This window comes from Micromonospora parastrephiae, from assembly GCF_016802865.1.
GTDB classification, from domain to species: Bacteria; Actinomycetota; Actinomycetes; order Mycobacteriales; family Micromonosporaceae; genus Micromonospora; species Micromonospora parastrephiae.
In genome coordinates this window covers 1-19,036 of record NZ_JAEVHM010000016.1, presented here as the reverse complement: position 1 = coordinate 19,036, position 19,036 = coordinate 1, and the positions used below count along the sequence as shown (strand labels likewise).

Annotated in this window: 12 protein-coding genes, 2 tRNA genes and 3 pseudogenes; 7 read left to right on the top strand and 10 right to left on the bottom strand. The window is 71.2% G+C overall.

Features of this window, described 5'->3' with window-relative positions:
- Positions 1-339 precede the first annotated feature (339 nt).
- The 5 genes and pseudogenes from JNW91_RS31955 to JNW91_RS05890 all read right to left on the bottom strand — a co-directional run bounded on the left by JNW91_RS31955 (position 340) and on the right by JNW91_RS05890 (position 7,154).
- A complete protein-coding gene (locus JNW91_RS31955) occupies positions 340-1,557 on the bottom strand; it encodes a glycoside hydrolase family 3 protein (protein WP_407664264.1) in 1,218 nt (405 codons plus the stop codon).
- A 398-nt stretch (positions 1,558-1,955) separates the two neighbouring features.
- Positions 1,956-3,323: pseudogene (locus JNW91_RS31950) on the bottom strand (glycoside hydrolase family 3 protein); the annotation flags it as partial.
- Between the two features lie 292 nt (positions 3,324-3,615).
- Positions 3,616-6,096: a M14 family metallopeptidase gene (locus JNW91_RS05900; protein ID WP_203173907.1), complete on the bottom strand. Its 2,481-nt coding sequence runs from the start codon at positions 6,094-6,096 to the stop codon at positions 3,616-3,618.
- Between the two features lie 268 nt (positions 6,097-6,364).
- Complete coding sequence (locus JNW91_RS05895) at positions 6,365-6,922, bottom strand: hypothetical protein (protein WP_203173906.1); 558 nt, start codon at positions 6,920-6,922, stop codon at positions 6,365-6,367.
- 159 nt (positions 6,923-7,081) lie between these two features.
- Positions 7,082-7,154, bottom strand: a tRNA-Lys gene (locus tag JNW91_RS05890).
- Positions 7,155-7,341: 187 nt separating this feature from the next.
- On the opposite strand from JNW91_RS05890, the gene JNW91_RS05885 reads away from it, so the two are divergent.
- Together JNW91_RS05885 and JNW91_RS05880 are read left to right on the top strand one after the other, a co-directional pair.
- Positions 7,342-8,610, top strand: coding sequence for a L,D-transpeptidase (locus JNW91_RS05885; protein WP_203173905.1), 1,269 nt, complete (start codon positions 7,342-7,344; stop codon positions 8,608-8,610).
- A 253-nt stretch (positions 8,611-8,863) separates the two neighbouring features.
- Positions 8,864-10,150 (top strand): L,D-transpeptidase, encoded by a 1,287-nt coding sequence (locus tag JNW91_RS05880; protein WP_203173904.1) that lies wholly within the window; start codon positions 8,864-8,866, stop codon positions 10,148-10,150.
- 119 nt (positions 10,151-10,269) lie between these two features.
- Here JNW91_RS05880 and JNW91_RS05875 read toward each other — a convergent pair.
- Positions 10,270-10,342, bottom strand: a tRNA-His gene (locus JNW91_RS05875).
- Positions 10,343-10,447: 105 nt separating this feature from the next.
- Complete coding sequence (gene orn, locus JNW91_RS05870) at positions 10,448-11,044, bottom strand: oligoribonuclease (protein ID WP_203173903.1); 597 nt, start codon at positions 11,042-11,044, stop codon at positions 10,448-10,450.
- 66 nt (positions 11,045-11,110) lie between these two features.
- Here orn and JNW91_RS05865 point away from each other — a divergent pair, with 66 nt between their 5' ends.
- Complete coding sequence (locus JNW91_RS05865) at positions 11,111-12,379, top strand: glycosyltransferase 87 family protein (RefSeq protein ID WP_203173902.1); 1,269 nt, start codon at positions 11,111-11,113, stop codon at positions 12,377-12,379.
- A 32-nt stretch (positions 12,380-12,411) separates the two neighbouring features.
- Here JNW91_RS05865 and JNW91_RS33855 read toward each other — a convergent pair whose 3' ends face one another.
- From JNW91_RS33855 to JNW91_RS05850, 3 genes and pseudogenes are all read right to left on the bottom strand, one after another.
- Positions 12,412-13,455 carry a hypothetical protein gene (locus JNW91_RS33855; RefSeq protein ID WP_407664265.1) on the bottom strand — a complete coding sequence of 348 codons (1,044 nt, stop codon included), beginning with the start codon at positions 13,453-13,455 and terminating at the stop codon, positions 12,412-12,414.
- A gap of 152 nt (positions 13,456-13,607) precedes the next feature.
- Positions 13,608-14,338, bottom strand: a pseudogene (locus JNW91_RS05855) (YcnI family copper-binding membrane protein).
- Between the two features lie 17 nt (positions 14,339-14,355).
- A complete protein-coding gene (locus JNW91_RS05850; protein ID WP_203173901.1) occupies positions 14,356-16,026 on the bottom strand; it encodes a copper resistance CopC/CopD family protein in 1,671 nt (556 codons plus the stop codon).
- Positions 16,027-16,228: 202 nt separating this feature from the next.
- On the opposite strand from JNW91_RS05850, the pseudogene JNW91_RS05845 reads away from it, so the two are divergent.
- The 4 genes and pseudogenes from JNW91_RS05845 to JNW91_RS05830 form a co-directional block, all read left to right on the top strand.
- Positions 16,229-16,818 (top strand): annotated as a pseudogene (locus JNW91_RS05845) (sigma-70 family RNA polymerase sigma factor).
- Positions 16,819-16,850: 32 nt separating this feature from the next.
- Positions 16,851-17,375 carry a MauE/DoxX family redox-associated membrane protein gene (locus JNW91_RS05840; RefSeq protein ID WP_203173900.1) on the top strand — a complete coding sequence of 175 codons (525 nt, stop codon included), beginning with the start codon at positions 16,851-16,853 and terminating at the stop codon, positions 17,373-17,375.
- Positions 17,368-18,084, top strand: coding sequence for a DsbA family protein (locus JNW91_RS05835; RefSeq protein WP_203173899.1), 717 nt, complete (start codon positions 17,368-17,370; stop codon positions 18,082-18,084). Before JNW91_RS05840 ends, JNW91_RS05835 begins: the two co-directional genes overlap by 8 nt.
- Positions 18,081-19,036, top strand: a 956-nt coding sequence (locus JNW91_RS05830) for a hypothetical protein (RefSeq protein WP_203173898.1), incomplete at its 3' end; no start/stop codon positions are given. The genes JNW91_RS05835 and JNW91_RS05830, both read left to right, overlap by 4 nt.

Sequence of the window (19,036 nt, the reverse complement as noted above, 5' to 3'; positions counted from 1 at the left end):
TTCGGATCGGGCGGAGCGCCCCGCCTGACTCCCAGACCCCGCTGCCGTCATCCGACGAATCCGCGTTCGCGCGGTGGCGTCATCGGCGGACGTACCTGGCGGAAGCCTTCGCCGCCACGTCGCGTCCCGCTCAGGTGTGGTTCGCCGAGCCGCAGACCGACGGCGATGTCGCGCCCGCTACGGGTCACCGCGGGGACCTCGGCGCTGGCGCCAACACCACGTTCGGGTTTCTCGGCTCGTCCACCGGTACGCCCAGCACGCCCACACTGCCCTGCACGGCGAGCTGACGAACCGAAGGCCCGGGGCCGGGCCGACGATCGACCCGGCCCCGGGCTCAGGTCACCTGATGGAGAAGTCCGCCAGCCGCAGCGCGGAGTCGAACACCAGGTACACGTCGTGGGTGCCGGCGGCGCGGGCCAACTCAGCGTTGACGCTGACGTACCGGTAGTCGTCCCCGGTGCTGGGCACGGTGGCCGTGCCGAGCAGCCGGCCGGTGGGTGAGCCCAGCCGGACCTGGATCGTGCCGGCGCCCGCGTCCGCCCTGGCGACCCTCGCGGTGAGGGTGTGGGCGCCGGGACGCAGCGCGGAACCGGCGAAGGCGATCCACTGGCCGGCCGCGGTGGCACCGACGGCCGTGCCGCGGGCCTTCGTCTCGTCGACCAGCCGAACCCCGGAGTACCTGTCGAAGTTCTCCGCCCGGGTGGGCCGGGACAGGTCACGGGCGGGGATCACCTCACCCCGTACCCGAATCGCGGTCCGCGCCCGGAAGTCCTCGGCGGACGCGCCCACCATCAGGTCGTGCACGGACGACTCGACCACCCACCGGCTGCGGGTGACGTCCCAGTGCGCCAGGTCGGCGGCGGGCAGTCGCACCGTCACGGTCCGGGTCTGCCCCGGCGCGAGTTCCACCCGCTGGAACGCCTTGAGCTGGCGGATCGGGGTCTTGACGCGCGAGGTGCGCTGGTGGGTGTAGAGCTGGACGACCTCGGACCCGGCCCGAGTGCCGGTGTTGGTCACGTCGACGCTGACCGTGATGGTGCCGTCGGCCGCGACCGAGGTGGCGCCGGTGCGCGGCTGGCCGTACCGGAACCGGGTGTACGACAGCCCGTGGCCGAACGGGTAGAGCGGCTTCGCGGTGCTGTACAGGTAGGTCTGCCCGGACGTGATGATGTCGTACTCCAGCAGGTCCGGTGGCAGTTGCCCGTCCGAGCGGTACCAGGTCTGGGTGAGCTTGCCGGACGGGTTGCGGTCGCCGAACAGGACGTCGGCGACGGCGTGCCCGGTCTCGGCGCCCGCATGGGTGGTCCAGACGATGGCCGGAACGTGCTCCTGCTCCCATCCGATGGTGACCGGGTAACTGGTCTGGAGCACCAGCACCGTACGCGGGTTGGCCTTGGTCACGGCCTTGACCAGCGCCTCCTGGCCGGCACTCAGGGCGGTGGAGGTGCGGTCGTGCGCCTCGCGCCCGTTGATGAACGGGTTACTACCGACGACCAGGACGGCGGTGTCGGCCGCCTTGGCGGCCGCGACGGCCCGGTCGATCCCGCTGCTGAGCACCTCGCGACTGAAGTGGGTCGCGTCGGCCGCCGTGGACGCGCCGAGCTTGAGGGCGCCGTCGGCGCGACCGTGACGTACGTGTCGGCGCCGAACCAGCTCTCCGTGGTCTCGTAGCCGGCGTAGCGCAGCGCGACCGTACCGTCGGCCTGCGGCTCCAGCTTGAACTGCTGCTGGACGTACCAGCCGTTCGGCTGCGCGTCCCGGGTGAGGAACGGCCCCCAGTTGTAGCCGAGATAGCGGCCGTTGGCGGCGTTGCGCAGTGTCACCACGTCCTGCCCCCAGTCCACCACGTCGAACTGGGCGGCGAGTTCGGCGGTGGCGCCGGTGGCGGCGACCGGGTCGGCGTCGGTGGTGCCGGTGGCCGTCACGTACCGGCCGGTCGCGGGGACCTTCAGCGCGATCCGGTCCGCCCCGTCGAGCCCGCTGACGGTGGCCGAGCCGCCCAGTCGTTCCCGGATGCCGTCGAGTGCGGTCACCTCGTACGGCAGGTCGCCGCCGTACCAGTCGGAGTAGAGGGTGTCGGCCAGCGGGCCCAGGACGGCGACCTTGCGGGTGCGGGTCGGGTCCAGCGGGAGGGCCTGCCGGGAGTTCTTCAGCAGCACCATCGCCTCGCCGGCGGCTTGCCGGGCGAGTCGCTGGTGTTCGGGACTGTTGATGACGTCCGGGGTGATGCCGCCGTACCGGCCGCCGCCCGGGTCGAACTCACCCAACCGGAACCGGACGTTGAGAATCTCCCGGATCCGGGCGTCGATGTCCTGCTCGGTGAGCAGGCCGGTCGCCAGCGCCTGTTTGATGGCGGTGACGGTCGGCTGCGCGTTGGTGTCGTCGGTGATGAAGCTGTTGAGGCCGGCCTTGATGATCGCGGCGTTCGCCTCGGCCTGCGTGGGGTAGTACCCCTGGGAGGCGACGAGGTTGTTCGGCGCCCAGGCGTCCGTGACGTTCATCAGCGGCTGGTCGGTCCAGCCGCGCACCACCGTGGCAAGATCCGGATCCACCGTGGCGGGACGGCCGTTGACCAGGTTGTAGGAGGCCATCACGCCGGTCGCCGCGTCGGCGGCGATGGCCGGCTTGAAGGCGGCGCGGTCGTACTCGTTGAGCACCCGTGGGGGCACGTTCGACGAGGTGACATCGCGCCGGACCTCGTTGTTGTAGGCCAGGTAGTGCTTGAGGGTCGGGGCGCTCTTTAGGTGGTCCGGGTCCCCGCCGGTCATCCCCGAGCCGTACGCGGTGGAGATGGCCGCGGTGAGCAGCGGGTCCTCGGAGTAGCCCTCCTCGTTGCGGCCCCACCGGGGATCGCGGAGCAGGTTGACCACCGGCGCCCAGAGGTTGAGGCCCCAGACTCGGGGGTTCTGCGCGTGGTAGCCGCGTGCCTCGTCGCCGACGGCCGAGCCGACCCGCTGGATCAGGTCGGGGTCCCAGGTGCTCGCCATGCCCACCGGCTGGGGGAAGGACGTGCCGCGCGCCTTCACGACCGCGCCGTTGTTGTCGATGTCGGTCGACCAGGCGACCCCGTGCAGGGCCTCGGTGCCGGTCTTGAACAGGCCGATGCCCAGCCGGGGAATGGCTGGCTGGTACTGGTGCAGCCACGAGATCTTCTCGTCCTGGGTGAGCCGCCCGAGCAGGTCGTCGACCCGGGCGTGCACCGGCAGGTGTGGATCTCGGAAGGGGTAGGTGGGTTCGGCGAGCGCGGTGCCGGGAACGGCCGGCAGGGCCAGCAAAGCGAGCGCGAGCGCGGTGATTCCACGCCGGAGGCGCCTGTTCCGCATGCGGTTCTCCTCATGTCGTACGACCGACGCCAGGGGCGCCGAGACCGGCGTGGCCAGGCTCGACACCCGGTTGACGGGCCTGAACGACGGATCGTCGAAGCGCTTCGACGATCCGGCCGCGCTAACCACGGCCATGATCTAGTGATTGACGCAACTATAGACGTACGACGATTGATGGCAGCACCGGCAGTGGACCGGCGACTCCCTGCGCCCCGGGTGCCGCGTGCCCGGGTCATTGCCTCGCCAGTGCGGGTGAACCCCGACCGACGAGGCAATGATCACGAGACGGGCACTACCTCTTGACGATCCTGATCGTCGCCGTGCGGTAGTTGTTGCGCTTGTCGTTCTTCGTCGGGTCGTAGTTCTTCTCGATGTTGCCGGCGCTGTCCACCGAGAACCAGCGGAACGTCGTCGTCTCGGTCACGTGGAACACCTGCCCCGGCTCACGGAACTCGGTCGCCGCGTAGCGTGGCGACTGGAGCGTGGGTCGACTGCCGTCCGTCGTGTAGTAGATGGTGGCCGGCTCACTCGTCTCGAAACGCACGTCGACGGGCCCGCGGTATGTCCCGTCGCCCGGGACGAGCCGGGACGTCGGGTCCTTCCTGTCCCGGCCCCAGTCCGCCGCGACCCGGAACATCTCCATGATCCCGTTGGCGTACTCCATCGTCTCGGCGTGGCCGCTGACGAGCTCGGGGTTCCCAGCCCATTCCGGCTGGAACGAACCGCCCTGCCAGTCGCCGGTGGCCGGGTTGTAGACGGAGCCGCCGACCTCCCAGCCGAAGGCGTAGATCCCGTAGGTGTAGTACAGATCCTCGCGCACGTTGCCCGCGGAGGAGTACAGGACGTCGGACGAGCCGCCGACGTTCTCCGGTGTGACGACGGTTTCCCGGTGCGCCTTGACCTGCGACAGGATCCTGGCGGCCGACTGCCAGTAGAACGCCTCGTCACCCAGCGGCGGACGCGGCGTGGTGATCCGTCCGTCCGCGATGTACGCGCCGGGCTGCCAGAACAGCTGACCGCCGTTGGAGTGCACCGACATCATGAACTTGATGTTCGAATACTTCCCGACCAGCCAGATGATGTTCTTCGACTCGGGCTCGGACAGCTCCTCCGGCCCCTGGTAGGTGCCGCTGACGCAGCTGGTCGACCCTCCCGCGTAGCCGTCGTGGCCCGACCCGACCCGGTAGTTCCGGTTCAAATCGACGCCCCAGGAGTTCCGCTGCCCCGGATCGGCGGTCGCGTCCGGGCAGTGGTTCGTCATGTTCTTACGCTGCGAGGCGAAGTTGTAGAAGCTGTAGTTCGCCCCGTCGGGGTTGTTGGAGAGGATGAAGAAGACGTCGGTGTTCTCGACGATCTTCTTCGTCTCCCGGTCGGACCGGTAGTTGTGCACCAGACGCTCGGCCGACTCCAGGCTGGTCGTCGCCGGCACCCACTCGCGGGCATGGTCCTGCGCCTGGATCAGGACACCGGGTTTCTTACCGTCACGGTGCTTGCCGATCCGCAGGACGGGGATCGTGACCGGGCCTCGCGGGACCTCGCCCGCCGGTGCGCCGGCGCGCTTCTGATCGAGGAAGTCGGTCAGCGCGACCGGGCCGGCCGTCGGCGCGACGATGCCGGTGCCCGCGTTGGTGCGATACGGGTGCGCCCGGTCGATGAGGCCCTGGGACTGGGTCCGCAGCGCCTCCGCCACGTGGTTGGCCGTACTCGCCAGCGCTCCGGAGGCGTCCTTCGCGAGGAGGACGCGGACCGCCTTGCCCGCGACCTCCACCGCGAGCGGGAGGTCCGCTCCCGGCCGGTCCACGAACTCGACCGTGACGTCGTTGCCACCCTCGTGGCCCCACGCGGCCGAGCTGACGACGACCGCCTCCTGCCCCGTACCGCCGATCGTGGCCTGGGCCTTGCGCTGGTAGCCGTTGGTCTGGTTCGGCAGGTAGATGATCTCGGCGATGTCCGGGTACTGGCGGGCGATCTCCTTGGCGCGGCTGTAGAGCTGCTGCGGGTGCCGGTAGCCGTCCACGAAGTCCGACTTGTAGGACGGGTTCGCCGTCAGCGGCGGCGGGGCGTCCTCCAGCCAGTCGGAGACGGCGCCGGTTGCCACGCCGCCGGTGGAGCTCGTCACCTGGATCCTGTTGGGGCGAGCGTCGAGCTTGAACAGGTTCCGGTGGAACATGTACTGCCCGGAGTCGACGAACCGGCTCATCGTCCGGGCGAAGCCGAACGGCGTGCCCTTGCCCGAGTCGTTTTCGAGCTGCATCTCGACGACCGGTTCGGCCTGCTGCCCCTCGGTGGTCCGCGCCTCGACGTAGAGGAAGCCCTGGCCCTTCGTGGTGAACCAGTCGGCGCGGGCGATGCGTACCGTCGCCTCGTGGGTCGATGGTTGGACCGCCCGCGCGGCAGCTCCCTGGATGCCGCCGTCGGCCTGGTCACTCCACGCGAAGCCCGCGTCGTCGCCGAGGACCTCGACGCCGATCGCCTTCAGTTGGGTGATCTGCTCGGCGGTGACCACCGCCTCGCCTTCGATGCCGGTCGGCACGCGTTTGAGGCCGTGCTCCAGGTCGAAGCCGGCGGCGACCACCCTGTCCAGCATGTCGGCGCCGGCCAGCTTGATGTGTACGGGGCGTGCCTGGTCCCGATCCTCGGGCTGGGACAGTCCGGGGCCGCCCGTGGCGGTCGACCCCGTGGGATCTGCGCCCGCGGGCCCGCTCGCCACGAGGACGCCCGCCACCAGGGCGGGCAGCGCCACAAACGCGATGCGCCGTTGTCTGCGTCGCATTTCCCCCTCCTTCCACTTGGGACAGCTGCTTGAGGTGCAGGCAACCCCTTCATTGAGAACAGACGGTGGGAACTCGCGTACGTGGTGCCTGCGTACAACGATGGTTGTCGCTGCGAGAAGGGTCCGAAGGGCTGTGCGCGAGCCGAGTTCGGTGAGCGTATGTGCGTTTGCCACGGCACCGGGTCAGGCGACCCGAATTTGAGCATTACTTGAGGCGCGGGACACCGTGGACGGTGTTCGGGACGGGATCAGCGTCCACGTCGTCGCGCTAACGGCCACCACCGTCGGGTGGCATCGACCGCACGGACGTCCCGGCGGCCAGGCGCGCGGCCAGGCGCTCGTCGAGGTACGCCGCCACCTGCGCGTCCTGGGACGGGGTCAGTGTCGTGCGGCACAGGTACCGCGGGTGCTGGTCGGCACAGTCCAGGCGGTACGCCTCGCGCATACGACTGACGTGCTTGACCGCCGTCCACGGCAACCGCAGCGACGTGTGGGCGGTGTGCCACTCGATGGCCTCCGCGGTGAACGCGTACCGCAGCGGCGCCAGCATCTGGGGGTTGCGTCGCAGGTACAGCGAACCGTTGAGCAGCCCCGCGAAGCACCAGACCACCCCGAACGGGAGGCCGAACAGCCCGGCGAGGAACCAGGCGCCGTCGGCCATGAACGTACCGAGGCTCGTGATCGACAGCAGCAGGCCGGCGATGGCGAAGGTATGACTGGTCCGCCGCAGGTCTCGCCGCAGCAACCGCGTGAACCGGGCGTCGGGGGTGACGAGCAGGTCGAACCCGTCCCGGAAGCCTCGTTCGCTGACCTTCTCGTCGCCCACCTGCGCCCCTCGCCGTCTCCGATGTCAACCGCGGAGGAATCTAGACCGGCGAGGGGCCGGCCGTGGACCTTGCCGCACGACAGCGATCGGCCATCGGGGCGGGACACGAAAAAAGCCCTGGCCCGGCGTACCACGCCAGCCCAGGACCTTGATCAGAAGTGCGCCGCCAGGGACTCGAACCCCGAACCCGCGGATTAAGAGTCCGCTGCTCTGCCAGTTGAGCTAGCGGCGCTCGTCGGCAACGGGGAGAACATTAGCACCCGGCTGAGCCGGGCTCCAATCCGGTTACCCGGCTCCCCCCTTCGGTCGAGCTTATCGGGCAAATAGCCATAAGTCGGCCAGTGCGCTGAACACAGGGGCGTGGGTCTCGGCACTGATACGGCACGATGTCCGCCAGGTACGCGAGAACAGAGGTGGGGATGGCACGGTTCACGCGAGCCGGGGCGGTGGTGGGCGCTCTGACCCTGGCGGCGTCGCTGACACTGACCGGGTGCGGCGACGAGCAGAAGAAGCCGGAATTCGTGGGCGGAGGGACGTCGTCCGACGCGAGCGCGGGCGCCGACCCCTCGGCCACGCCCTCGACGCCGGCGACGCCGAGCGGGCCGCCGCTCACATTGAGCCCGGCCGACGGCACGAAGAACAAACCGGTGAGCACGGAGATCAGCGCCAAGCTCCCGGACGGCGCGAAGGTGTCCGCGGTCACCCTGACGGCCGACGGCGGGAGCCCGGTGGAGGGCAAGCTGCGCACCGACGGCTCCTCCTGGGTGCCGTCGGCCGCGCTGAAGTACGGGACCCGGTACACCGCCACGGTGACGGCGAACGCGCCCGACGGCACCAGCAGCCAGGGCACCAGCAGCTTCACGACGATGGCCAAGCCGAAGTCGACCATCGGATCCGGCCTGTACCTGTTCGACGACAAGAGCTACGGGGTGGCCATGCCGGTGGTCACCGAGTTCCACCCGGGCATCCCGAAGAAGGACCGGGCGGCGGTGCAGAAGCGGATGTTCGTCCGCACGGACCCGCCGCAGCCGGGGGCCTGGCACTGGGTCGACAACGGCACCCAGGCGTACTACCGGGCACCGGCGTACTGGAAGCCCGGCACGACCATCACGGTGCGGATCGCGTTGGCCGGGGTGCCGCTGAGCAACGGCAAGTACGGCGACGTCGACCGCAAGGCCACCGCCAAGATCGGCCGCTCGTTCGAGATGAAGGTCGACAACGCCAACAAGAAGATGTTGGTGTACGAGAACGGCGCGTTGGTGCGCACCATCCCGGTGAGCCTGGGCAAGAAGAGCACGCCGTCGTCGAGCGGCACGATGGTGGTGATGGAGAAGAAGGAGTCCACGGTCTTCGACACCCGCGACGACCCGGACCCGGCCAACCGCTACGTCACCGACATCGACTTCGCGCAGCGCCTCACCTGGGGCGGCGAGTACATCCACGCCGCGCCCTGGTCGGAGCATGTGCAGGGGCGGCAGAACGTCTCGCACGGCTGTGTGAACGTGTCGATGGCGAACGCCAAGTGGCTGTTCGACAAGACACGGATCGGCGACCCGATCACGATCAAGGGCACCGAGCGCAGGATCACCGCCGGCAACGGCTGGACGGCGTGGAGTCTGAGCTGGTCGGACTTCGTGAAGGGCAGCGCCCTGCCGGTGCCCAAGGATGGGTCCGGCCCGACGCTCTGAGCCGTGGGCGCTGTCGCGCCGGCCCTGCCGACAGCGGGGGCCGGCGCGTACCCTTGCACTGCCCGCGACGCAACGACGGCGGCGGCAACCCCTCGGACCCGGTACGGAGACGAACCCGATTCACGAAACGCCGGATGGTAGCAAAATTCCGGCAAAGTGGTCGGCGTGTTTCGGTTCACCCTCGGCAACCAGGGCCAGCCCTCACGCGTCAGTAAGAGACGATGGGTCAGGGACCACGGACTGTGAGGGAATCATGCGAGCTAGCCAGGACCAGCTGATCCGGCCGCGTCGGCGACGCCGCGTACTCGCGGCAGGGCTTCTCGCCGTGGCGCTGGCCTTCACCTCCGCCTGCACCGACGGCGACGGCAAACCGTCCTCGTGGCAGGGCGGCGGCGAGAGCCCGGCGCCCAATGCCTCGGCGGCCATCAGCGAACCGGCGGCCGACGCCAAGGACGTGCCGGCGTCCACCGGCATCACCTTCAGCACGAAGGACGCCGTGGAGACCGCCGTCGAGCTCAAGGACGCGGCCGGCAAGGCGGTCGAGGGCACCCTCGCCGCCGACGGCAAGACCTGGCTTCCGGGCGGGGCGTTGGCGTACGGCACGAGCTACACCGCCACCGTGACCGCGACCGGAGACGACGGTCGTCCGGCCACCGCGACCAGCACCTTCACCACCATGGCCGAGCCGGGCAAGCAGATCCGGGTGAGCAGCTTCCTCGGCGACAACCAGGTCGTCGGCGTCGGGATGCCACTGATCGTGAAGTTCGACCGGTCCGTTCCGGAGGACTACCGCGACGACGTGCAGCGCCGGATGACGGTGACCTCGACGCCCGCCCAGGAGGGCATCTGGCACTGGGTCAGCCCCACCGAGGTGCGGTACCGGCCGAAGGAGTTCTGGAAGACCGGCAGCAAGGTCTCCTACCGCGTGCAGGCCGGCGGGTTGCCGATGGGTGACGGCTGGTACGGCCGTGCCGACCTCTCGGTGGACATCAAGATCGGCGCCGCGGTGGTCATGACGGTGGACAACAGGACCAAGCGGATGACGGTGACCCGCAACGGCTCCGTGATCAAGACCATCCCGGTCAGCCTGGGCAAGAAGAGCACCCCGTCGTCCAGCGGCACCATGGTCGTCATCGAGAAGCTGCGCAAGACGGTCTTCGACACGATGGAGGAGCTGGGCCCGGAGGAGGGCTACCGCACCAAGATTGACTTCGCGCAGCGCCTCACCTGGGGCGGGGAGTTCATCCACGCGGCACCCTGGTCCGAGGGTCAGCAGGGCAGCGTGAACGTCTCGCACGGCTGCGTCAACGTGTCCATGGCCAACGGTGACTGGCTGTTCAAGAACACGCAGATCGGTGACCCGATCACGGTCAAGGGCACCGAGCGCAAGCTCCAGAACGGCAACGGCTGGACCGACTGGAACATGAGCTGGGACGAGTACGTCAAGGGCAGCGCCGTGCCGTACGAGCCGCCGGCCGACCCGGACACCTCGCCGACCCCGGACGGGGCGGTCACGCCCACCCCCACGCCGACCGCCTGAGCGACCAGAACGACGAGAGCCCCCTCCGTTCGGAGGGGGCTCTCGCGTGTCCGCCTCGATGAGGCGAGATGGCTCCGGAACGACTCAGGCCCCCTCCGAGGAGGGGGCCTGACCTGCTGGGTGACTGATGGGAATTGAACCCACGACAACCGGGACCACAACCCGGTGCTCTGCCAACTGAGCTACAGCCACCATGCCGCCGTCGCCCGGTCGATAGCACCGGGCGGGGTGCGGACCAATAATAGCCACACCGCCGCCGGACACGTCCAGCGGGTTCCCGGGTCAGCGCCCGAGGGGTCAGAGTTCGGCGGCGATGCCCTTGGCGGTCTCCACATCGGGGCCGGGCAGCGGGACGAAGATGGTGCGCCGGTAGTACTCCAGCTCCCGGATGCTCTCCCGGATGTCGGCGAGCGCCCGGTGCGCGAGGCCCTTCTGCGGCTGCCCGAAGTACACCCGGGGGTACCAGCGGCGGCACAGCTCCTTGATCGAGGAGACGTCGATCATGCGGTAGTGCAGGTGCGCGTCGAGGCGGGGCATGTCCCGGGCGATGAAGCCCCGGTCGGTGGCGATCGAGTTGCCGCACAGCGGCGCCGTACGCGGATCCTTGACAAAGGTGCGGACGTACTCCAGCACCAGGTCCTCGGCCTCGGCCAGGGTCACCGCCGAGCGGCGCACCTCCTCGGTGAGGCCGGACTTGGCGTGCATCGTCTGGACGATCTCCGGCATCGCCTCCAGCGCGGCCTCGTCGGCGTGGATCACCACGTCGACCCCCTCACCCAGCACGTTGAGATTGGGGTCGGTGACGAGGGCGGCGACCTCGATCAGCTTGTCGCTGCCGAGGTCCAAACCGGTCATCTCACAGTCGATCCAGACGAGGAGTTCAGCCACCGGCACAGCCTACGCGCAGCCCACACCCCGCGGCTGCGCGCTCTGGGTGGAGCAGACCGCTAGGGTTTCGGAGTGCCAGCAGAACCCGTCGCACCGCCCGCCGTCAGCGAGGACGACCCCGGCGGCCGTACGGTCCGTCGGTTGGTCACGGTGGTGGCTCTGATCGCCGTGCTGCCGGCGCTGTACCTGCCGGGGCTGGTGCACAACTTCTTCGACCTGAAGATCTACATGTCCGCGATGGAGTGGTGGACGGCCGGCAATCCGCTCTACGACTACGTCCAGCCGGACCGGGTGCAGGGCGAGCTGTACTTCACCTACCCGCCGTTCAGCGCGCTGCTGCTGTGGCCGTTCGGGCTGCTGAGGCTCGGTGCCACCGTGACGATCTTCACGGTGCTCACCGTGCTGGCCGTGGTGCTGACCACCCGTTGGCTGGTGACGCCGGTGATCGCGCGACACGACCTGCCGCGGGCGTTCACGCTCACCGTCGCGGTGCTGCTGGTGCTGGCGGTGGAGAGCACCCGCGAGACGATCACCTTCGGGCAGATCAACATGCTGCTGGTCGTGCTGATCCTGGCCGATCTGCTGTTCGCCGTACCGCAGGCGCGACGCTGGGCCGGGGTCGGTGTGGGGCTGGCGACGGCGCTCAAGCTCTTCCCCGGCATCTTCATCGTGTATCTGCTGGCCACCCGTCGGTGGCGGGCCGCCGCGGTGGCGAGTGCGACCGCGGCGGCGGCGACCCTGCTCGCGGCGGCGATCGCTCCGCGTGACTCGTGGCGGTTCTGGACGCACGAGCTGTGGGCCACCGAGCGGGTGGGCCGCACCGACTACACCGGCAACCAGTCGTTGTTCGGCCTGCTCAGCCGCTTCACCGCGCCGGAGAAGCCGGACCGGCTGCTCTGGTTGCTGGTGGTTGCCGTGGTCGCCGGCTACGGGCTGTGGCGGGCGGTCCGCGCCGCGCGGGCCGGGGACGCGCTGACCGGCCTCACCCTGACCGGCCTGGTCGGCGCCCTGGTCAGTCCGATCACCTGGACCCACCACATCTACTGGTTCGTGCCGGCGGTGGTGCTGCTCGCCGACGCGGCGTTGAGCGCGGACCGGCCGGACGAGGTACGCAGGCGGCGGTGGCTGGCCGGGCTGGCGGTGGGCACCGGCGCCCTGATCATCTACGGCGTGGTGTCGTTCCACGACTGGGGTGTGGCGCCGGTCCGCACCGATGACCCGGTGGACTTCGTGCTGCGCAACGGTTACGTGCTGCTCAGCCTGCTGCTGCTGGTGGTCCTGCCGGTCCACTCGACCCGAGTCGCGGAAAAGTCGCACCAAATGGACAGACTTCCCCAGTAGCCACGATCGGGGCTAACCTGGTCTCATCTACCTCAAGCGTCGCTCGGGTAGCACCGATCCCCCGGTGAGGGCGGCCCTCCGTGTCGGCAGCGCGGAGGGCCGCCCGCCGTTTCGTCCACCTCCACCGGCCGGACCGTCGGCTCCGCCGCCGCGGGGGGCCAGGCCAGACTCAACGTCACCCCGGGCGGGCAGGATTGTCCCGCCGCCGCCTCCAGGTCGGCGAGGGTGGCCGGTCGCGCCGGCTCGGCACCGATCGCCGAGCGGGGCCGCTCCACCGAGCCGACCGGAGCGAGCTGCCGTACCGCCGGCGGGGCCGAACCGGGAACCCGGGCGCCCAGGCCGCTGAGCGAGGTGACCCCGAGCCGGCCGGCGAGCACCGGCACCTGGTCCGGCTCGACCACGAAGACCACCTCGCGCGGGCGCTGCGGCCGCAGCAGGAGCAGCACCGCGCCCACCACCAGCAGCACCCCGGCGGCCAGCAGACCCCAGGTCGCCGGGCCGATCCAGGCCGCCCGCAACTCGGCGCGCAGATCCAGCGCCAGGTCGGCGCCGCCATCCGGGCGCATCACCACCAGGCTCATCGGCTCGTCGGCCAGCTCGTCGGCGCTCCACTCCAGCGAGCCGATCCCCTCGCGTACCCAGAACGGGCGGCCCAGCGGGCTGACCGCGCCGTCGGTGGCCGGTGCAGCGGCCGGGCCGGCCGGGTCCAGCCGGACCGGCAGCGGACCCCGGGCCAGCGCGACCCGACTGACCGTGGCGTGCGGCACCGGCTCCAGCCAGCGACGCACCTCGGCGGTGGGCGCCAGGCCGACGAACGCCGGGCCGCCGGGCGTGCGGGCGTCCACCCGCAGCCGGGTCGGCACGGTACGCGCGAACGGCGCCTCCTGCCGCAGCAGCCGGTCGAGGTCGCCGACCACGACGGCGTGTCCGGGTGTGCGGACCGTCTCGAAGCGGGCGGCGAAGGCCCCACCGGGATCGGCATGCCGGGTCACCAGCCACAGCGCCCCGCCGGCGAACAGCGCCGGAATCCCGATGACCAACAGCAGCACTCCGGCGATCGCCCGCACGAAACGCATTCGCACCGTCCCCCTCCGTAGCCAGATACCCGGCCGACCTTACCGACGTACGCCGCCTGATCAGGGGATATCGACAGCACGGACGGTTCCGGCCGCCGGAAAGCGCGCTTGGCCCGCCGGATGGTCCGGCGGGCCAGTGGGTGTGCGGTGGGTCAGGACTTGGCGACCGGCTCCCGACGCGTCCGGGCGAACGCCAGCCCGCCCAGCGCCAGACCGGCCAGACCGGCGACGAGACCGGCCACCGCGAGGCCGACCGCGAGGCCGTCGCCCTCGCCCTCGTCGTCGTCATCGTCGTCGGTCGACGTCACGGCGGCGGCCGGCGCGGCCGACGCGACGGCGCGGCGGCCGTGAGGGTGAGCACCGGCGCCGGCTTCTCCGGCTCCGCGCCACCCGGCTGCGGCTCGTCGATCCAGCGCGCCACGTTTCCGTCCGAGTACGTCTGAAGGGTCTTGAAGATCATCGACTCGACCTTCGGCAGCGGGCCCATCGAGACCGGGAACTCCTGGAACTGGCCCGGCTTCACCCCGGCGTCACCGGTGGCCGTCCAGGTGATCTTGGCGACCGCCTCGGTGATCTGGCTGCCGTGCACCTCGATCGGCGGGTCCACCTTGCGCTTCTCCACGGCCACCGTCCAGCCGGGTACCGGCATGGTCGACACCGAGCCGACCGGCGCGTTCTCCGGCAGCACCACCTCCAGCTTGGTGGTCGACGCGGTGTCACTCTCGTTGGGCACCCGGAACGCCACCCGGGCGTAGCCGCCCTGGGTCGCCTCCTTCGGGTTCACGGTCACGTGGGCGGAGGCGGGCCCGGCGAAGCCGAGGACAGCGACGGCGGTGAACGCCAGGGCGGTAGCGGCGGTTGCGGTACGCCGGAGTCGGGTCATGGGTTTCGCGAACCTCTCTAACGGATGGGCACGGTGGCGGTCACCGTGGCCTGGTCGATGTCGGTCGTCCGGACCGTGATCTTCAGTTGCCAGTCACCGGCGGCCGGCAGGCTGACATCGCCGTACGCGTGGTTGTCCACCAATGGCAGCAACGGCACGTCGATCGGCTCGATCCCGGCCGACGGCAGCGCCGCGGTGGCCTTCCACTCCGCCACCGGCAGCGGCTGCGACTGGTTGTCCGGGGCGTACGCGTACAGGTGGATCGAGTTGTTGCCCCGCTGGGCCGGGTCCAACTCGACCCGCAGGGAGTAGAGCGGGCTGGACAGGGTGGTGCTGAACAGGCCGGCCTGGGTGCCGGACGGCTCGGCCACGGCGGTCCGCGCCGGTGTCGTCTGCACCAACGTCGCGGACAGGCCCAGCACCACCGCGGTCACGGCCAGCTCCACCCAGACCGCTCGGCGCACCGGCGCCGGCCGCTGCGCCGCGGTGCGTCGACGCACCATCTGCCGGGAGTACGCGGCCACGGCGATCACGATCGCGAACAGGCCGATCTTGGCCAGCAGCAGTCGTCCGTAGGTGGTGTTGAACAGGGCGTCGGGGGTGGCCACCTCGATCAACGCCTGGACGGTGCCGGCCAGCAGCAACGCCGAGACGGCGAGCGCCGCCCACCGGGACCAGATCGGCAGGATCGCGCCCAACTCCCGCTCGTCGGCCTGGCGCAGCAGGAAGCCGCCGAGCATCAGCAGACCGCCCAGCCAGACCGCCATGCTGCCGAGGTGGACCGCGTCGACGACCACCGACACCGCCGGCGCCGGGGACGCCGCCGGGTGCCCGGCCAGCGGCCAGGTCAGCAACGCGGCCGCACCGAGCACGGCCAGGATGATCGCGTCCGCGCGGCCGGACGGGCGGGCCAGCATCGGCCGGAGCAGGAACGCCGAAGCCGCCAGCAGGCCGAGCCGGACCAGATGGGCGGCACCGAAGGCGCTGCCGAACACGCTGCCGAGCCCCTCGCCGGTCACCTCGAAAAGGCCACCACCGGCGGTGTAGGGCACCTGCAACCACAAATCGGCCAGGGTGGCCACGGCCACCAACCCGAGGCCGGTCCAGGCCAGCCGGGTCGGCCCCCGCCGGGAGAGCCGCCGCGGCCACAGCACGGCGAGCACCAGCACCGGACCGACCAGCAGCACCAGGCCGGCGTAGCCGAGGAAACGGGCCACCTTCACCGCGTTGACCACGACCGGGTTGGCGCGGCTGTCGTTGCCGGAGTCGACCGGCGGGGTCGAGGGCGCGCCCACCGAGTAGGTGAACGCGCCGGAGACGGGGTGGCTGTCGGCGGAGATCACCCGGAAGCTGACCAGGTAGGTGCCACGCCCGGCGGACGGGTCCACTCCGATGGTCACCACGGCACCGTCGAACGACGGCTCACCGCGGTCGGCCCGGGAGCCGTCCGGCGCGATCACCCGGACCTTGTCGGGGACCTTGCGGACCGACTCACTGAACGTGAGGACCACCTCGGACGGCCCGCTCGGCACCACCGCGGAAGCTGCCGGGCTGCTGCTCGACAGCACCGCGTGGGCGCTGGCGGGGGTGGCCGGCGCGATCAACAGGGCGACGACGGTGACGAGGAGGCCGGCGGCTGCGGCCAGCCGGGCGACCCAACGGCGGGGGGCGACAGTCATGCCGGCCATGGTCGCCGACCGACGCGGCTCTCGGCGACCCGAGGCGGGTGAACGGTTCACCTGCACCCAGCCACCAGCGCCGCGCGTACCTGGTCGCGTCTCATGAGCAGGTAGTCGGCGCGGTGCGGGGAAAAGTTCCCGACGTGGCGCAGACCATCCGAGGGCCGAAGGGCCCTGACGCTGCGCCGGGCGCCGCGTAACCTGGTTTCTCGTGATCCCCGTCCCGCGTGACGCCGGCGCCTCCGGTCCAGCCGAGCCGACCGGTGACGCCGGCCGGGATCCGGCCACCGAGTGGGCGCTGACCGCCCGCGACGGCGATCCGGCCGCCCAGGCCGCGTTCGTCCGGCTGACCCAGGCCGAGGTCTGGCGCTTCGCCGTGGCTCTGGTGGACATCGACAGCGCCGACGATCTGACCCAGGAGACCTACCTGCGGGCCTTCCGGGCGCTGCCGGGGTTCGAGGGCCGCTCCAGCGCCCGCACCTGGCTGCTCGGCATCGCCCGGCGGGCCTGCGCCGACCATCTGCGTACCGTGGTCCGCCGTCGCCGCCTCGACGAGAGGTTGGCGGCGAACGCGTACACCGACCGACCGCATCCGGATCCGGCCGGCAGTTCGGCGCCGCCGACCTGGTCCGCCGGTTGAGCGCCGAGCGGCGCGCCGCGTTCGTGCTCACGCAACTGCTCGGCCTGTCGTACGCGGAGGCCGCCGCGGTCGAGGGGGTGCCGGTGGGCACCATCCGATCCCGGGTCGCCCGGGCCCGCGACGAGCTGGTCGAGGCGGTCGGCGACGCCCTGGCCGGCTGAACGCGGAACTTCCGGCGGAGACGGGACGACAAATGAGCGTGACAGCACCTCCCGCGCGGGCCGGCCGTTGGCCTGTCGTCCGACCCTGGCTCGGCATCGCGGCCCGGCTCGGCCTCGCCGCCGTGTGGCTGATCGCCGGCGCGTCGAAGGTCGGCGACCTGGCCGCGTCCGGGCGGGCCGTCAACGCCTATCAGGTGCTGCCGTACGACGTGGCGACCGCCGTCGGCGCCGCGCTGCCCTTCGTCGAGCTGGCGCTGGGCGTGCTGCTGCTGCTCGGGCTGGCCACCCGGCTCGGCGCGGGGGTGTCGGCCGCGCTGCTGGTGGTCTTCGTCGCAGGGATCGCCTCGGCCTGGGCGCGGGGCCTGTCCATCGACTGCGGCTGTTTCGGCAGTGGCGGGCAGCTGGCCGAGGGGCAGGCACCCAGTTACCTCCCGGAGATCCTGCGGGACCTGGGATTCTTGGTGCTGGCCGGATTTCTGCTGATCTGGCCACGTACGCCCGTATCGGTGGACGGGTGGCTGTCCGGCGAACCCGCTGTGGAGGTCGAGGATGAGTAGTCGCAAGGGGCAGCGGGACGCGGCCCGGGTGGTCCGTGAGCAGCTCGCCCGCGAACGGCGCCGCCGCCGCACGATCTGGGTCTCCGCCGCCGCCGTCGCCGTGCTGGTCATCGCCGGTGTGATCGGCTGGACCGTCTGGTCCAGCCAACGCTCGGACACCTTCACCACCCCGCCCGGCGCGAACGCCGACGGCACCGGCATCGTCACCGGCGGCGGACCGGTCACCGTCGACGTCTACGAGGACTTCCTCTGCCCGGCCTGCAATCAGTTCGAGCGGACCAGCGGGGCCACCCTGGAACAGTTGGTGGCCGAGAACAAGGCCAAGGTGGTCTACCACCCGGTGGCGTACCTCAACCGCTTCTCCACCACCGAGTACTCGACCCGGTCCTCCGCCGCCTCCGGCTGCGCCGCGGCGGGCGGCAAGTTCCGGGAGTACGCCAAGGCGCTCTTCGAGAAGCAGCCGCCGGAGGGCAGCGCCGGGCTCAGCAACGACGAGCTGATCGACATCGGCGCGGGGGTGGGGCTCGACCGGGGCTCGTTCGGCGGCTGCGTCAAGGAAGGCACCTACCGGACGTGGACCGAGCACGTCACCGACGAGGCCAGCCGAAGCGCTGTCACCGGCACGCCGACCATCCTGGTCAACGGCCAGCCGCTCGCCGACCGCAGCCCGCAGGGCCTCACCGCAGCCGTGGCGGCGGCCAACAAGTGATCCGTACCCTGCTGGCCCGCGCCAGCCTGGTCGCCACCGCCGTCTGCGCGGCGACCCTGCTCACCGCGGCGCCCGCCGCCGCGCACGGCGCGGACGCCCCGAACGGCAGCGACTACCGCACCCGGGCCACGGGCGTCACCCCGGCCCGGCCCGGCCTGGAGGTACGCGTCATCGAGGCGGGTGCCCGCCTGGAGCTGACCAACGACACCGGCCACCCGATCGAGGTGATCGGTTACTCGGGTGAGCCGTACCTGCGGGTCGGCCCGGACGGCGTGTACGAGAACACCCGGTCCCCGGCCACCTACCTGAACCGCACCATCGCCGGGGACACCACGCTCCCCGCCGACGCGGACCCGGCGGCGCCTCCGTCCTGGCGGCGGATCGCCGACGGCAGCACGGCGCGCTGGCACGACCAGCGCGCCCTGTGGCAGGAGTCGGCACCGCCGCAGGCGGTCCGCGCCGCGCCGGAGCGCGAACACCGGGTCCGGGACTGGACGGTCCCGCTGCGCGACGGGGCCGACCCGGTGCGGATCGACGGCACGTTGGACTGGGTGCCGCCGCCGGACGCGTACACCTGGTGGGCGTTGACCATCGTGGGGGCGCTCGCCGTGGGCGCGCTCGGCCTGCTCGCCGCGGCCTCCCCCGCCGGCATCCGGGCGCTGTCCGGGCTCGGGGCGCTGCTGATCGCCGGCGGCGCGGTCGCCGTGGTGTACCCGGTCGGGCGGGAGCTGGACGCCGGCGCCCAGGGGGTGGGCGGCGTACTGGTCGGGCTGCTGTCCGGGCAGGTCTGGTCGTTGCTGACCGGCCTCGGCGCGATCGCCGCCGGCTGTTACGCGCTGGTCCGCCGCCCGGCCGCCGACTTCGCCGTCGCGCTGGCCGGGGCCTGTCTGGCGCTTCTCGCCGGAACGGCGAACGCCGCCGTGTTCGCCCGCGCCATCGCCCCGGTGCCGTG